The 14,115-nt window shown below is 57.8% G+C and carries 16 protein-coding genes and 1 tRNA gene; 13 read left to right on the forward strand and 4 right to left on the reverse strand.

The features are described from left to right. The 3 genes from PSUM_RS14000 to PSUM_RS14010 all read left to right on the forward strand — a co-directional run bounded on the left by PSUM_RS14000 (position 1) and on the right by PSUM_RS14010 (position 1,674). Complete coding sequence (locus tag PSUM_RS14000; RefSeq protein ID WP_020797808.1) at positions 1-759, forward strand: MBL fold metallo-hydrolase; 759 nt, start codon at positions 1-3, stop codon at positions 757-759. A gap of 28 nt (positions 760-787) precedes the next feature. Continuing rightward, positions 788-1,501, forward strand: coding sequence for a phosphoribosylaminoimidazolesuccinocarboxamide synthase (purC, locus tag PSUM_RS14005; RefSeq protein WP_020797809.1), 714 nt, complete (start codon positions 788-790; stop codon positions 1,499-1,501). Between the two features lie 83 nt (positions 1,502-1,584). Next, positions 1,585-1,674, forward strand: a tRNA-Ser gene (locus PSUM_RS14010). Positions 1,675-1,810: 136 nt separating this feature from the next. On the opposite strand, the gene PSUM_RS14015 is transcribed toward PSUM_RS14010, so the two are convergent. Then, positions 1,811-2,017, reverse strand: a complete 207-nt coding sequence (locus PSUM_RS14015) for a hypothetical protein (protein ID WP_033041861.1) — start codon at positions 2,015-2,017, stop codon at positions 1,811-1,813. 240 nt (positions 2,018-2,257) lie between these two features. Between PSUM_RS14015 and PSUM_RS14020 the strand changes: the two genes are divergently transcribed. From PSUM_RS14020 to PSUM_RS14030, 3 genes are all read left to right on the forward strand, one after another. Next, positions 2,258-3,184, forward strand: a complete 927-nt coding sequence (locus PSUM_RS14020) for a LysR family transcriptional regulator (protein WP_020797811.1) — start codon at positions 2,258-2,260, stop codon at positions 3,182-3,184. A 56-nt stretch (positions 3,185-3,240) separates the two neighbouring features. Next, positions 3,241-3,606, forward strand: a complete 366-nt coding sequence (locus PSUM_RS14025; protein ID WP_020797812.1) for a 5-carboxymethyl-2-hydroxymuconate Delta-isomerase — start codon at positions 3,241-3,243, stop codon at positions 3,604-3,606. A gap of 62 nt (positions 3,607-3,668) precedes the next feature. Then, positions 3,669-4,436: a class I SAM-dependent methyltransferase gene (locus tag PSUM_RS14030; protein ID WP_033041866.1), complete on the forward strand. Its 768-nt coding sequence runs from the start codon at positions 3,669-3,671 to the stop codon at positions 4,434-4,436. Between the two features lie 45 nt (positions 4,437-4,481). Here PSUM_RS14030 and PSUM_RS14035 read toward each other — a convergent pair whose 3' ends face one another. Together PSUM_RS14035 and PSUM_RS14040 are read right to left on the reverse strand one after the other, a co-directional pair. After that, positions 4,482-5,408, reverse strand: coding sequence for a LysR family transcriptional regulator (locus PSUM_RS14035; protein ID WP_020797814.1), 927 nt, complete (start codon positions 5,406-5,408; stop codon positions 4,482-4,484). 93 nt (positions 5,409-5,501) lie between these two features. Beyond that, on the reverse strand, positions 5,502-6,680 hold the full coding sequence (locus PSUM_RS14040; protein ID WP_083348389.1) for a cyanate transporter: 1,179 nt from the start codon (positions 6,678-6,680) through the stop codon (positions 5,502-5,504). Between the two features lie 12 nt (positions 6,681-6,692). Between PSUM_RS14040 and PSUM_RS31250 the strand changes: the two genes are divergently transcribed. The 7 genes from PSUM_RS31250 (at position 6,693) to PSUM_RS14070 (ending at position 13,255) form a co-directional block, all read left to right on the forward strand. Next, entirely contained in the window at positions 6,693-6,920 is a 228-nt protein-coding gene (locus tag PSUM_RS31250) for a hypothetical protein (protein ID WP_020797816.1), read from the forward strand. Between the two features lie 88 nt (positions 6,921-7,008). Continuing rightward, on the forward strand, positions 7,009-8,658 hold the full coding sequence (locus PSUM_RS14045) for a phosphoethanolamine transferase (protein ID WP_042955420.1): 1,650 nt from the start codon (positions 7,009-7,011) through the stop codon (positions 8,656-8,658). A 65-nt stretch (positions 8,659-8,723) separates the two neighbouring features. Further along, positions 8,724-9,386: a class I SAM-dependent methyltransferase gene (locus PSUM_RS14050; protein WP_020797818.1), complete on the forward strand. Its 663-nt coding sequence runs from the start codon at positions 8,724-8,726 to the stop codon at positions 9,384-9,386. A gap of 123 nt (positions 9,387-9,509) precedes the next feature. Further along, positions 9,510-10,643, forward strand: a complete 1,134-nt coding sequence (rnd, locus tag PSUM_RS14055; protein WP_020797819.1) for a ribonuclease D — start codon at positions 9,510-9,512, stop codon at positions 10,641-10,643. After that, positions 10,640-10,933 carry a YcgL domain-containing protein gene (locus PSUM_RS14060; protein ID WP_033041871.1) on the forward strand — a complete coding sequence of 98 codons (294 nt, stop codon included), beginning with the start codon at positions 10,640-10,642 and terminating at the stop codon, positions 10,931-10,933. The genes rnd and PSUM_RS14060 overlap by 4 nt, the downstream gene beginning before the upstream one ends. Before the next feature lie 90 nt (positions 10,934-11,023). Further along, complete coding sequence (locus PSUM_RS14065) at positions 11,024-11,956, forward strand: D-2-hydroxyacid dehydrogenase (RefSeq protein ID WP_033041872.1); 933 nt, start codon at positions 11,024-11,026, stop codon at positions 11,954-11,956. 129 nt (positions 11,957-12,085) lie between these two features. Further along, a complete protein-coding gene (locus tag PSUM_RS14070; RefSeq protein WP_083348390.1) occupies positions 12,086-13,255 on the forward strand; it encodes an IS4 family transposase in 1,170 nt (389 codons plus the stop codon). Positions 13,256-13,379: 124 nt separating this feature from the next. Here the strand turns inward: PSUM_RS14070 and PSUM_RS14075 are convergent, their stop codons facing one another. Then, positions 13,380-13,973, reverse strand: a complete 594-nt coding sequence (locus tag PSUM_RS14075; protein WP_020797822.1) for a nitroreductase family protein — start codon at positions 13,971-13,973, stop codon at positions 13,380-13,382. Between the last annotated feature and the right edge of the window lie 142 nt (positions 13,974-14,115).

The raw sequence follows: 14,115 nt of genomic DNA on the forward strand, positions 1-14,115 counted from the left end.
ATGCGTTTTGCCGTTCTCGGCAGCGGTAGCCAAGGGAATGGCACGCTGATAGCCAGCGCTGATACGTATGTGCTGGTGGATTGTGGTTTCTCCCTGCGGGAAACCGAAAAACGCTTGCTGCGCCTGGGTGTAGATCCTGCGCAGCTAAGCGCGATACTCGTGACCCACGAACATGCCGACCACGTGCATGGCGTGGGTTTGCTGTCTCGGCGTTACAATCTGCCTGTCTACCTCAGTCGCGGGACCCTGCGCGGGATGCGCAAGCCGGTCGAGCCCGCGGGCTTGCTGGCCGGGGGCGAACAACTGCAGATCGGCGACTTGAGCATCGAGGTCATTGCCGTGGCCCACGATGCGCAGGAGCCGACACAATACGTTTTCAGTGACGGTGAGCGGCGCTTCGGCCTGCTGACCGACCTGGGCTCGTATTGCGACAAGGTGCTATACGGCTATCGCGACCTCGATGCATTGATGATCGAGGCCAACCATTGCCGGGACATGCTGGCTCGCGGTCATTATCCGTACTTTCTCAAGCAGCGGGTGGGCGGTGAGCTGGGACATTTGAACAACCATCAGGCGGCATTCCTGGTGTCCGAGTTGGGCTGGAAAGACCTGCAACACCTGGTCCTGGCCCATCTGAGCAGCAAGAACAACCTGCCGCGGCTGGCCCGGCAATGTTTTGTCGACACCCTCGGGTGCGACCCGGACTGGCTGCAACTGGCCGATCAAGATTCAGGGCTCGACTGGCGACACATCGCCTAGCCCACCTACTTAGCAAGCGGAGCCCATCATGGAAAAACGTGAAGAACTGTACCGCGGCAAAGCCAAATCGGTTTACAAGACCGACGACGCTAACCGCTTGATCCTGCTGTTTCGCAACGACACTTCGGCGTTCGACGGCAAGCGCATCGAACAGCTCGACCGCAAAGGCATGGTGAACAACAAGTTCAATGCCTTCATCATGCAGAAACTCGAAGCCGCCGGCGTGCCGACTCAATTCGACAAGCTGCTGGGCGACAACGAATGCCTGGTGAAGAAACTCGACATGATCCCGGTTGAGTGCGTCGTGCGTAACTACGCCGCCGGCAGCCTGGTCAAGCGCCTGGGTGTTGAAGAAGGCATGAAGCTCAACCCGTACACCTTCGAACTGTTCCTGAAGGACGACGCCAAGGGCGACCCGTTCATCAACGAATCCCACGTCGTGGCGTTCGGTTGGGGCACTGCCGAGCAACTGGCGCGCATGAAGGAGCTGTCGCTCAAGGTCAACGAAGTGCTGACCAAACTGTTTGACGACGCCGGCCTGCTGTTGGTCGACTTTAAACTGGAATTCGGCGTGTTCCACGACGGCTCCATCGTCCTGGGCGACGAATTCAGCCCGGACGGCTGCCGCCTGTGGGATAAGGCCACCATGAAGAAGATGGACAAGGACCGCTTCCGCCAGGGCCTCGGTGACGTCATCGAAGCCTACGAAGAAGTCGCCAACCGTCTGGGCGTACCGCTTTAATCGACGCAAGCATCTGATAGCACAGAAAAAATTACGAAAGAGGGTTTGCTTTCGGCAAAAGTGTTGTTATGATGCGCGCCGTTGGAGAGATGCCAGAGTGGCCGAATGGGACGGATTCGAAATCCGTTGTACCTTCACCGGTACCTAGGGTTCGAATCCCTATCTCTCCGCCATTACTTAGAAAAAGCCCCGTAGCTGAAAAGCTGCGGGGCTTTTTTGTTTTTGTTGTCTCGTCCTGAATTGGGTTCACAGCCTGCCTTCCTATCAGGAAGCTGCTCAGCAGAGCAGCTCCGTTCTAACCGGCCCGCCTTACGGTTGCGCGTAGCCCAGTTCCTTTTTGATCAGGTCATATACGTCCTTGTGTGTGGAATTGTGCAGGGATTTTTCTTTGCAGGCCGATGCCAGGAAATTTCTCACTTCGTCCTTGGCGTGAGGATAAAGACCGACGACGTAATCGGCTTCATGCGTTTCGGTGCAGTTGAAGTACCTGTCGTCTTTCGCTTTGTCTCTAGCCATTGAAATGCTCCTTTTGTGTTTGAAGGTTGTCGTCCGGACCGTTTTTGCCCGAAGCCTCCTGAGCTTAGGGGGATGTAGCTGTCCCGCCAGAGGCACGACGAAATCAGGAAGGGGCTGTAGGACCCGGCGCGTGAGCCTGTTGGCATTAAACGCAAATCGCTTGAGGCATTCGTTCAGTCGCGTAGACACCGCTTGTTACACCTCCCTAAACTGTCGATTGTTTTTGAGCGGGGTCAATGGATGAATCGCAACGAGCTACGCAAGGCTGACATCAACCTGATGGTGGTGTTTGAAGCGCTGATGCTGGAACGCAACGTCACCAAGGTGGCTAAGAAGTTGTTCCTCGGTCAGCCGACCATCAGTTCGGCGCTCAACCGCTTGCGTACCATGTTCAACGATCCGTTGTTCATACGTGTCGGCCATCGCATGGAGCCCACGGCGCGGGCTGAGGAGATCTTTCGGCATTTGTCGCCGGCGCTGGACTCGTTGTCGGTGGCGTTGAGCCTGACCCATGATTTCGACCCGAGCAGCAGCACCATGACTTTTCGCATCGGGATGTCCGACGATGTCGAGTACGGCCTGTTGCCGCCGTTGCTGCGGGCATTGCGCCAGGAAGCGCCGAAGGTGGTGTTCGTGGTGCAGAATGTCGATTACTGGCGTATTCCCGACTTGCTGGCGTCTGGTGATATAACGGTCGGCGTCAGCCAGACCCGCGGTCTTCCAGCCAACGCCAAGCGCAAATTGTTGCGGCATATCCAGCCCAGCGTGTTACGAGCCGATGCCAGCGATACACCGCTGACGGTCGATGAATACTGTTCGCGCCCTCATGTGCTGGTGTCCCATATTGCCAACGTCAGTGGCTTCGCTGACGAGTGGTTATCTGCAATCGGTCGCTCGCGCCAGGTGGTGCTCTCGGTGCCGCAATACAGTTCATTGCCGGCCTTGCTCGCCGGTACCGATCTGCTGGCCAGCCTGCCGGATTACACGGCAGAGGCCATGGCGGCGTCCGGTCAGTTGTTCAAGGAGCCGTTTCCGTTCAAGACGCCGACCCTGGAGTTGTCCATGGTCTGGCTCAGCCACGTCGACAGCGACCCTGCCGAGCGCTGGTTGCGCTCACGACTTGAAGCCTTCATGGGCGAGCGCAATCTGTTGTCGCTGCCCCAGTGAACAAGGTGGCGCTGTGCTATATGTAAGAATTTGCCCCAACCCATAGGAGTGATGTCATGCCTCACCTGCACCTTGAATACACCGCCAACCTGCCTGAGCTGAACGCCGATGTTGCGTTGATGCGCCTGAACAATACGCTGGTGGGGTCCGGGCAGTTCGGTGCCGAATTCGACATCAAGAGTCGCGCGGTGAAGCTCGAGACGTTCAGGGTCGGCACGGCATTGGCCGAGCGGGCGTTCGTGCATGTGAAGCTTGCGATACTGAGCGGTCGCTCGGAGCAGATCAAGAAGCAGCTGTCTGAAAGTCTGCTGGCAGTGGTCAGGGATCTGTGTGAATGGCCGGCAGGGGTAGAGGTGCAGCTGTGCGTGGAGATTCTCGATATCGATCGGGAATCATATTCGAAGACATCTGTTGGTCACTGAGCCGTATCGCGTCATTGGTCAGGTTGACCAGGTGTCTCTAAACCAAAAGCGGATCACGACTCATGGCCGGTATTCGGAAAGTTGCTCAGCTGGGCTACTCATCGCAAGCTGGAACCTATGCCAGGGGGCGCCCGAGCTATCCAGGTGAGCTGGTTAGCTGGCTTAGAGAGGCACTTGAGATTCATCCGGGATCGACGGTTGTTGATTTAGGCGCCGGCACCGGTAAATTCACCCAGTTGTTGGGATCAATGGACATCGATGTCGTAGCGGTCGAGCCCATAGAAGCGATGCGATCCGAGTTTGCCAGGAATCTACCGCACATCACGATCCTGGAAGGAACAGCCGAATCTATTCCGCTCAACTCCGGAGCAGCGCAAGCACTGGTATGCGCCCAAGCCTTCCACTGGTTTGCAGATGAAACGGCCCTTGCCGAGATACACCGAGTGCTTAAGCCAAACGGTCGGCTGGGCTTGATCTGGAACGTGCGTGATGAGTCGGTGGACTGGGTTGCAGCCATTACCGAGATCATTACGCCGTACGAAGGCGATACTCCACGCTTTCATACCGGTGACTGGAAGTTGCCATTCACGGGGCGTTACTTTTCTGAACCCGAACTTACCTGTTTCCCGTACACACATTCAGGTGGCGTCAACGAAGTCATCATGGACCGAATTCTGTCGGTGAGTTTTATCGCCGCTCTTCCACCTGCCGAAAAGGCGAAAGTATCCGCACAGTTGCAGAAGCTGATCCAGACTCACCCGTCCCTTTGCGGGCATGAAACTATTGAGTTTCCGTATCAAACCCAAGCTTATCTGTGTCGCCGTTTATAGAGAGAACGCTCCAGTAATTGAGCGTTGCTGGGTGCGCCGGTGCTTTTACGCTTGCGCACAGGCCGCGATCACTTGCTCACGTAACCAGGTGTTGGCGCTGTCCTGATCGGTGCCTTGGCGCCACTGCATGTCGAGGGTGAATCCGGGCAAGCCATCGGGCGCTTCACAGCGTTCGAAGGCGTTCTCATCGGCCAGCAATTGCTGGATGCGTCGGGGCAGGGTGAGGAGAAAGTCGGTGCCGCTGATCATCTTCAGGGCCGCGCCGTAGCTGTTGGCTCGCGCGACTATCTGGCGTTGCAGGGCTTGCTGGGCCAACCAGCCGTCAACCATGTTGCTGGTGGATGTCCAGGGTGTCGGAAACACATGCCGGCGCTCGATGAAGGTTTGCAGGCCCAGGCGTGGTTGCGACGGGGCCGCACGACGGTCGAAGACGCAGACGAAGTCATCTTGCAGCAACGTGTGCACATTGAAGTCAGCGTGCCTTCGATGGAAGTCCGGGCCGAAACCGATTGCCAGATCGAGGCTACCATCGCGCAGTGCCTGGGCCGGGATGTCGGTTTCGAGCCTGTGGACATTGACCGTCACTGCATGCTCGAAGCGCGCGAAGCGTTTCAACAGGTGGGGTAGAACCAGTTGCTCGAAGTATTCCGGTGCACAGAGATTGAAAACCGTCGGCTGCATGGACGGATCGAACGCTGACGCACTGGCATGGCACAGGTTGATGCTGTCGAGGATCTTCAGCACGTGGGGGTACATGCTGTCGGCCTTATAGGTGGGGCGCATCCCGGTGCGGGTATTGATGAACAATTCGTCTTCAAACCCGGCGCGCAGTTTTTTCAGGCAGTAACTCACGGTGGACTGGCTGACACACAGCGCTTCGGAAACGCCGGAGACGCTGTTTTGCTCATACACGGCGACGAATACCATCAAATCCTGCATGTCGAGCTTTCGTAGCACGTTACTGTTCAGCATCCTTTCCGGCTCATGCGCAAACTTGTGCGAACGATCCTAAAGCAATGAGGGCAGCAGGAGAATCTTTCGCAGGCATGCGAAGCGCGCTGCGAGTCAGTGCAGGTGCCTGGCGTAGTGCCGTGGATCGAAGCGCAACGCCATCATGATCATCAGTGCCATGGCCCCGGTGAGTGACCACCAGGCCCATTCGAAAGTGCCGAACTGATCGCGGATCATCCCGGCAACCAGCGGCGAGAGGCCGGCGATCAGATAGCCGATGCCTTGCACGAACGCCGTGAGCCCACCCGCGCGCCGGGGATCGTCCAGATGATCCAGCGAGACAATCAGGCTCATCGGGAACAGTCCGCCTATTCCCAGCCCCAGCAGGCATGGCCACAGAAGGCCGAGATGTTCGGGGCTCAGGATCAACCCGCAAAAGCCAGCCATGATCAGCGCCAACAGCACCACCAGCACCAGGCGTCGATCACGGCTACGGTTGGCGATGGCCGGAGTCAGCAGGCCGGACAACACCTCCATGGCGGTCAGGAAGCCCAACAGCAACCCGGCGTTTTCTTCACTCCAGCCTTTTTCTACGTAATACGGTGCCAGCCAAGCCAGTACGCAGGTGTAGGACGCGGTGCCCAGCCCGAAAAAAGCCGCGAGCAACCAGGCGCGTGGATGGCTGAAGAACGAGCGGTTGCTCGTGGAAGCCGGCATCGGCGCCCCCGCTCGATGGCTGCACCAGAACAGCAGTGCGATCACGGCCAGCACCGCCCAGATCGCCAGGCCGATGCGCCAACTGCCTGTACGGACCATCACCAGCGGGGCGAAGGCGGCCGCAATGGCGGCACCGCCCATGATCGACGTGACGTAGAGCCCCATGCACAGGGCCACGTTGTCGCTGAATCGGGATTTGATCAGCGTCGGCATCAGTGCCTGGATCAGGGCGATGCCGATGCCGGCGAGCACGGCGCTGAGGATCAGTTCCAACGCAGTATCGAGGAACAATCGCGCAGCCGTGGCCAGGCCGATGACCACCAGCGACAGTACGACCGTGCGGTGCTCACCGAGGCGTTGGCTGACTGCCAGTCCAAAGAACATCGCCAGCCCCATGGTCATGACCGGCAGCAGGGTTAGCAGCGACGCGAGACTGAAACTCAGCGGGATATCGCCGCGAATCGCCGACAGTAAAGGTCCGACGGCGGCCATGGAGGGGCGCAGGTTGAGGGCGACCAAAATGATGCTGAACATTATCCACAGGGCGGGGCGGGAGGTTTCGCGAATGTTTTCCATAGTCGGACCTTGATGAATCAGGAGCCGATTAGGCGCGAATGGTTGGCAGGCGGCAAATCAGAAAGTCTTGCGCATTATCGGGAAATTAAATACGGCGGTCATCAGCATGACTTGCAGCCTTCAGATGCTCAGAAGTTCGAGCTTGCTGAACAAGACCTGAACGATTCTCAAATAAGTAGAAAGTTTCATCGTGCATTAGGTTGGCAACCAATCGTTGGCTTCTTTTTCACGAAAAATTGATAGTCGGATGCCTAAAGTTAGTGTTGTCGCGATAAATGAAATTTTCACATTTATCGAAGGCACTTCTTTTCAGGAACAGTCGATCACCATGTTGAAGATTAAAGCCGTGCGCCCGGAGTGGGTGACACTGATTGCCAGCGCCTTTTTATTGACTGCCTTCAATTTTGTATTGTGGCAGCACCTTTTCGAAATCACCATCGCGGACGGTAAAGGCATCGTCATGCGTGTGGCGTTCGGTGCGATGATCCTTGCGGCTTTCAACATTATCCTGACCCTGCTGGCGTTCCGGCCGGTGCTCAAGCCCGTGCTGACCCTGCTGTTCATGATCAGTGCGGGCGTCGCATATTTCATGGGCCAATACGGCGTCTTGATCGACATCGGCATGTTGCGCAACTTCGCTCAAACCAATGCAACGGAAGTCCGCGACTTACTATCATTCAAATTGCTTGCGTATATCGTTTTTCTCGGTGTGTTGCCCTCCTGGTTGTTGTGGAAGACGCCGGTTAGTTATCGCCGCTGGCATCGCGAGTTATTGAGCAAGATACTCGTGACTTTTGCCTCGGCGGCGGTCATTGGTGGTGTCGCGCTGATTAACTATCAGGGGCTTTCTTCACTGTTTCGCAATCACCATGAGCTTCGCCTGATGGTGGTACCCAGCAACTACATTGGTGCCTTTTCCGGTTACTTGCGCGAGCAGGTCGCATCAGCGCGCCAGCCCTTCGTCAAGATCGGTGAAGACGCGCAACGCAACCCTGCCCTGCAAAACCATGATCGCAAGTCCCTGACGGTTCTGGTGGTCGGTGAGAGTGCCCGCGCCGAGAACTTCGGCATCCTTGGCTATAACCGCGACACCACGCCGAAACTGGATAAGGAAGCCGGGCTGATCGCGTTTACCGACGTGAAGTCCTGCGGTACTGAAACGGCGGTGTCGGTGCCTTGCATGTTCTCCAATATGGGGCGCAAGGGTTACAACGCGAGCAAGGCCAAGAACGAAGAAGGCCTGCTGGATGTACTCAAGCATGCGGGCCTCGATGTGATCTGGCGTGACAACCAGTCTGGCTGCAAAGGCACCTGCGATCGCGTCACCCTCGACGACGTCAGCAATTTGAAGGACCCGGTGCTGTGCGCCAACAGTGAATGCCGCGATGAAATCCTGCTGCAGGGTTTGCAACATTTCATCGATACCCTGGACAAAGACACAGTACTGGTATTGCACCAGATGGGCAGTCACGGTCCGGAGTATTACAAACGCTATCCGAAGGAATTCGAGCACTTTACCCCGGTCTGTCAAAGTAATGCACTGAACAACTGCAGTCGCGAAAGCATCATCAATGGTTATGACAATACGCTGGTGTACACCGACCATGTGCTGTCGACCCTGATCGATCTGTTGCGCAGCAACCAGGACAAAGTTGATACCGCGATGCTGTATCTGTCGGACCACGGCGAATCCCTGGGCGAATACAACTTGTTCCTCCATGGCACGCCTTACATGCTGGCACCGGAACAACAGAAACATGTGGCGATGCTGGCCTGGTTCTCCGACAGCTATCAGAAGTCCTTCTCGGTGGACACCCATTGCCTGCAAATGAGCCGTGAAAAGCCCTTGAGCCAGGACAACCTGTTCCATTCGATGCTGGGGCTGCTGGAGGTCAACAGCAAGGTTTATAACCAGGACCTGGATATGTTTTCCGGGTGCCGCAGGGCGGCGATCGATGGCGTACTGGCCAAAGATTGAGTGCTGCGATCTCTATTTCATACGACGGCCTGCGGCCGGCACATCTACGCTCGAGACCCCTGCAAATGCCTGCTCAGTCACCTTCCGCCATCGAGCTCGAGTTCGCCCGGCATTATGACCAGGAGCACGCCCGCGTCTGCCTGCAGCCGCGAGCGCAAGGCCTGGGCGAGCGCCTGGCGTTCTGGCGTGACGAGCAAATGGTGCGCCGGGCGCTCAAGGTCGCCGGCGAACCGGGCCTGATTCTTGATGTGGCTTGTGGTGTCGGGCGCTTCTGGCCAGTGCTGGGTGAGCATGCGAACCGGGTGATTCTCGCGACGGATCAGTCCCAGGCTATTCTCGAGCATGCCCGTACCCACCATCCGCAGAGCCTGATGAAGCGAGTCCGGACTTTTCAAAGCTCCGCCTTCAACATTGGCTTGTCGGAAAATGCCGTTGACAGCATTTTTTGCATGCAGCTGTTTCAGCACATTGCCTGCCCCGAACTCCGTTTGGCGATGTTGGGCGAATTTTACCGGGTCAGCCGCGATACGGTGATTGTGGCGGCGCGTGTGGCTGGCCGTTTCAAGGGATGGCACACCGACGGGCAGGGGGCCGCAGCAGGGTCACTGGTCAGTAAGACCGAGCTTGAGACGCAATTCAAACTGGCAGGTTTGCGCGTGCTCAGCCATCAGGATTTTCTGCCCGGCCTCGCAACGAGGCGGGTTTACGTGCTGGGTAAGGTCGGTTAGGCCAGGTTTGTCAGGCTATTCTTGCAGTCAGGCAGGCATTTTCGCTAAAGCTCTTGTTCAGTGGATGCGCGGAAATCGTCGGGGGCGATATATACTGCGCGCCATTCTTCAAGGGAGAGCCGTGTGGCCATCGATATTCACTGGATTCGCGACAACGATAGCCTCGGTCGGTTTTGCACCGAGTGGCAGCAGCTGCCGTTCGTTGCCCTCGACACCGAATTCATGCGGGTCGACACCTTCTACCCGATCGCAGGCCTGCTGCAGGTCGGCGATGGCGAACGTGCCTACCTGATCGATCCGTTGACCATCGATAACTGGCAGCCCCTGGCCGCCTTGCTGGAAAATCCAGCGGTGGTCAAGGTTGTCCATGCGTGTAGCGAAGACCTCGAAGTCCTGCTGCGCCTGACCGGCAGCCTGCCGGCACCGCTGTTCGATACGCAGCTGGCCGCCGCTTACCTGAACCTGGGTTTTTCCATGGGTTATTCGCGGCTGGTACAGGAAGTATTGGGGATCGACCTGCCCAAGGGCGAAACCCGTTCCGACTGGCTGCAACGCCCGCTTTCCGAGACCCAGATCAGCTACGCCGCCGAAGATGCCGTGCACCTGGCGGAAGTTTTCGTGAAATTGCGCCCGCAACTCTCCGATGACAAATACGCCTGGGTCCTGGAGGACGGTGCGGAGCTGGTGGCTAACCTGCGTCGTGAAATCGATCCGTTCGAGGTCTATCGCGACGCCAAGCTGGCCTGGAAATTGTCCCGCGCGCAGCTCGCTGTGTTGCGTGAGCTCTGCGCCTGGCGCGAGCAGGAGGCGCGTGCCCGTGACCTGCCGCGCAACCGCATCATCCGCGAGCATTCGCTGTGGCCGCTGGCGCGCACTCAACCGGACAACCTCGGCGCATTGGCGAAAATCGAAGACATGCACCCGCGTACCGTGCGTCAGGACGGCGAATTTTTGCTTGATCTGATCAAGCGCTCTGCCAGTGTGTCGCCCGAGCAATGGCCACCCGCCGTGCCTGAGCCGTTGCCGGTGGACGCCGCCGCGCTGCTCAAGCGACTCAAAGCCATCGGCCAGGCCGAAGCCGAACGCTTGAACATCGCGCCTGAGCTGATGTTGCGCAAGAAAACCCTGGAAGCCTTGCTCAAGAGTGGCTTCCCCAATGGTCCCTATCAATTGCCTGATTCGCTGCGTGGCTGGCGCCGCGAGTTGATGGGCCAGGCGCTGCTCGACAGCCTGGCCACCCCCGGAGAACAGCCTTGAAACGTATTTGCTCCATCTACCGCAGTTCGAAAAGAAACGAGATGTACCTCTATGTGCTCAAGAGCGATGCTCTGGAGCGTGTGCCAGAGCCCTTGATGGCTGCCTTCGGCAAAGCTATCCACGCGTTTGACCTGGTATTGAGCCCCGAGCGCAAACTGTCGCGCGAGGACATCACCGTCGTGCTGGAAAACCTCGAAAAGCAGGGCTATCACCTGCAAATGCCGCCAGCGGAAGACGAATACATCGAGCACTTGCCGGAAGAATTGCTGCGACGCAACGACCCCATGTGATCGACACTGGAATGATTTTGGCAAGGGCCGCATGGACGGAGCAGGACTCTGTCGGCGGCCGTATGCACTGTTTTTCGAAAGGTTTGAAGCATGCGCGTCCTGATTGCTGAACACGATCACCCGGTCTACGCCCGATTGTTGCAAGAGGCGGTGCCCGAGGTGGAAGTACTGACTAGCGGCGATTCCGCTGAATTGGCGCGTCTGGCTGCCGATTGCCCGGTCTGGCTCGGCCAACCCGACTTGCTGGCGACCCTGTTGCGCCAGGGGCATCAGCCTCAATGGTTGCAATCGACCTGGGCCGGGATCACGCCGCTGCTGGCCGATGGCTTGCCTCGGCACTATCGCCTGACTCGCGCGGTGGGAATTTTCGGTCAGGTCATGGCCGAATACGTGCTCACCTACATGCTCGGCCACGAACGTGAAGTGCTGGCACGGTTGGTCAGCCAGGTCGAGCGCAAATGGGACAGCCGTCACGGCCAGAGCCTGGCGGGGCGCAAGGTGTTGATCGTCGGTACTGGTGATATCGGGCAGACCGTGGCGCAATTTCTCGTACCCTTTGGTGTACAGCTGTATGGCATCGCCAGCGAAGCCCGTGAGCAGGCACCCTTTATCGAAGTCGGTTCGCTGGCGGACCTGCCTCGGTTGGTCGGTGAAGTGGATTATGTGGTCAATCTGCTGCCAAATACCCCGAACACCCACGATATATACGATGCAGCGCTGTTCAAGCAGTTCAAGCCAAGTGGTTTGTTCATCAATGTCGGGCGCGGTGTAGCGGTGGTGGATGCGGATCTGGTCGAGGCCTTGAAAGAAGGGCATCTGGTGGGCGCCGTGATTGACGTCTGTCGCCAGGAGCCGCTGCCGCAACGCCATCCGTTCTGGACGGCCTTCGGCCTGCTACTGACGGGCCATAGCTCGGCACCGACTTCGCCGTCGCTGATGGTGAATCTATTTGTCGAGAACCTGCGGGCGTATCAGGCGGGTGAAGCGTTGCGCGGGGAAGTGGATTTCAATCGCGGGTACTGAGCTGCCGACCCTGATCGTTCCCACGCTCTGCGTCACTAGCGTCCGGTAAAAACCGAAGGGGGAGCTTGCTCCCCCTTGCTGTTGGCGGCCGTCAGTCATAATCGGATTTTTCAGACTCGATTTTGGCTCATGTTTACCAGCACCCGTTTAGCCCACCTGCTCAGTGCGATCCCGCGCCAGTTCTTTCGGCAATCCACCGAAAGGCACCAGGCTGATCGCTACGTCAAACGCTGCACGTCCTGGCAATTGCTGGTGACACTGGTTAGCGGTCATGTAACCCAAGCCTTAAGCCTGCGGTCCTTGGCGACTTTCTCCGAAACTCTAAGCCCGCATAGCTACCATCTTAAAGCGGGTCCGGTCGCCCGCTCGACCCTGTCGGATGCCTTGAACAAGCGTGACTACCGGCCATTCCAGGACCTTTGCGAGTTGCTGTTGCGCGGCATCAGCCGCCAGCAGCGCAAAGAAGTCGGTGCCATGGTTAGCCTGCTTGATTCCACGTCGATCACTTTGCGCGGACCTCACTTCGATGGCTGGACAGCCGCCACGAAAACCCGCATTACGCAGGGCTTGAAAGTACATGTCGGGCTAGATTTGGCGAAGTTGGCCCCGGTGTACGTCAACATCACTCCTGCCAACGTCAACGACCTGAGCGATGCACTGGAAATGCCGATTCAGGCCGGCATGACGTATGTCTTTGACAAGGGCTATTGCGATTACAACTGGTGGCACCAGTTGCAGACCAAAGGCGCTTTTTTCGTCACCCGCCTGAAGAAAAACGCCAATATCAAAGTGCTGCACAAGCACTCGACCGTAGCCGAGCAAAGCCCGGTCATGACCGATGAAGTCATTCTATTCGGCAAAAAGCATCTGGGCGGTAAGCGTCTGAATGACTACCGAGAAACGCCGGTAAGACGCGTGGTGGTTGAGCGCGAGGGACATGCCACGCCGTTAATCCTGGTGACCAACGACTTCGCAAGAACAGCTGAAGAAATCGCGGGCTTGTACAAAGATCGCTGGAAGATCGAGCTGTTTTTCAAGTGGATCAAGCAACATCTGAAACTCAAACGCTTCTATGCCTTCTCTGAAAACGCCGTGCGCCTGCAGATTTACAGTGCCTTGATCAGCTACTTGTTACTGCACCTTTTCCATCGTCGCTCAGGATTTACCGGTTCGTTGTTCGAGCTGACGGTTCGCATATCTCACGTCCTGCACGAACGGCCCGCTACTCCAGAACTGAGGGATCGACGAAGGCAGGAGCGAGAAAAGCTGAAGGCTGCCCAAGGCAGCCTTCAGCTATGAAACATGTTTACCGGACACTAGTGACGCTCTGCGTGGGAATGCCTCTTGTGACGCTCTGCGTCACGCCGTTGGGACGCGGAGCGTGCCGGGCTGCATTCCCACGCAGAGCGTGGGAACGATCGGCTTAGAGGGTGAAGTCGCCTTCAGCAGCGAGTTCGTTCAACGGCCGCCGCGGGCTTGGCTCTTCGCGTGCTTGCAGGTACTCCGCCAGTGTCGCTTTATCCCCCAGCTTCCCGACTGCCACGGCGGCATGCAGGGCGTAGCCTTCAGGAATGTTCAGCTCCTTGCGGGTCAATTCCTGGTCGAAACCCGCCATGCCGTGGGTATGCCAGCCACTGATGCTGGCTTGCAGCGCCAGGTGGCCCCAGGCGGAACCGGTGTCGAACGTGTGCCACAGCGCCGGGGTTTCTTCGGTGGCGCCAGGCGCGGTGAAGGTGGTTTTCGAGATCACGATCACCAAAGCCGAGGCGTGTTGCGCCCAGCTGCGGTTGAATTCGTTCAGCAGGCCCAGGTAACGCTCCCAGTTCGGCGTATCGCGACGCGCATAAAGAAACCGCCAAGGCTGCGAGTTGTACGCCGACGGTGCCCAGCGTGCCGCTTCAAAGAAGCTCAGCAGGGTTTCCTCAGGAATGGTTTCGCCCGTGAAGGCCCGGGGCGACCAGCGATCGGTAAACTGCGGATGGATGGCGTAATCGGCAATGCGTGGATTTGCACTCATCAAGAGATTCCTTGCTACGTTTGAAAGTGGGAGCGACGCAAAACCCTACTTGGCGGCGCAATAACTGACAAGCGTGTTCTACCGACAGTCGCCAATGCTTGGCCCGCGGGGCTGCGGGCACTAGACTGGCGGCCTTTTCACC

The sequence above is a fragment of the Pseudomonas umsongensis genome, from assembly GCF_002236105.1.
Classification (GTDB): domain Bacteria; phylum Pseudomonadota; class Gammaproteobacteria; order Pseudomonadales; family Pseudomonadaceae; genus Aquipseudomonas; species Aquipseudomonas umsongensis.

Bases quoted from the DNA above. Each gene is read 5' to 3' on its own strand.
- PSUM_RS14040 (WP_083348389.1), bottom strand. From the start codon at position 6,680: ATGGAAAACATTCGCGAAACCTCCCGCCCCGCCCTGTGGATAATGTTC.
- PSUM_RS14020 (WP_020797811.1), top strand. From the start codon at position 2,258: ATGAATCGCAACGAGCTACGCAAGGCTGACATCAACCTGATGGTGGTG.
- purC (WP_020797809.1), top strand. From the start codon at position 788: ATGGAAAAACGTGAAGAACTGTACCGCGGCAAAGCCAAATCGGTTTAC.
- PSUM_RS14015 (WP_033041861.1), bottom strand. From the start codon at position 2,017: ATGGCTAGAGACAAAGCGAAAGACGACAGGTACTTCAACTGCACCGAA.
- PSUM_RS14070 (WP_083348390.1), top strand. From the start codon at position 12,086: ATGTTTACCAGCACCCGTTTAGCCCACCTGCTCAGTGCGATCCCGCGC.
- PSUM_RS14000 (WP_020797808.1), top strand. From the start codon at position 1: ATGCGTTTTGCCGTTCTCGGCAGCGGTAGCCAAGGGAATGGCACGCTG.
- PSUM_RS14075 (WP_020797822.1), bottom strand. From the start codon at position 13,973: ATGAGTGCAAATCCACGCATTGCCGATTACGCCATCCATCCGCAGTTT.
- PSUM_RS31250 (WP_020797816.1), top strand. From the start codon at position 6,693: ATGAATCAGGAGCCGATTAGGCGCGAATGGTTGGCAGGCGGCAAATCA.
- PSUM_RS14025 (WP_020797812.1), top strand. From the start codon at position 3,241: ATGCCTCACCTGCACCTTGAATACACCGCCAACCTGCCTGAGCTGAAC.
- PSUM_RS14030 (WP_033041866.1), top strand. From the start codon at position 3,669: ATGGCCGGTATTCGGAAAGTTGCTCAGCTGGGCTACTCATCGCAAGCT.
- PSUM_RS14050 (WP_020797818.1), top strand. From the start codon at position 8,724: ATGCCTGCTCAGTCACCTTCCGCCATCGAGCTCGAGTTCGCCCGGCAT.
- PSUM_RS14045 (WP_042955420.1), top strand. From the start codon at position 7,009: ATGTTGAAGATTAAAGCCGTGCGCCCGGAGTGGGTGACACTGATTGCC.
- PSUM_RS14035 (WP_020797814.1), bottom strand. From the start codon at position 5,408: ATGCTGAACAGTAACGTGCTACGAAAGCTCGACATGCAGGATTTGATG.
- PSUM_RS14065 (WP_033041872.1), top strand. From the start codon at position 11,024: ATGCGCGTCCTGATTGCTGAACACGATCACCCGGTCTACGCCCGATTG.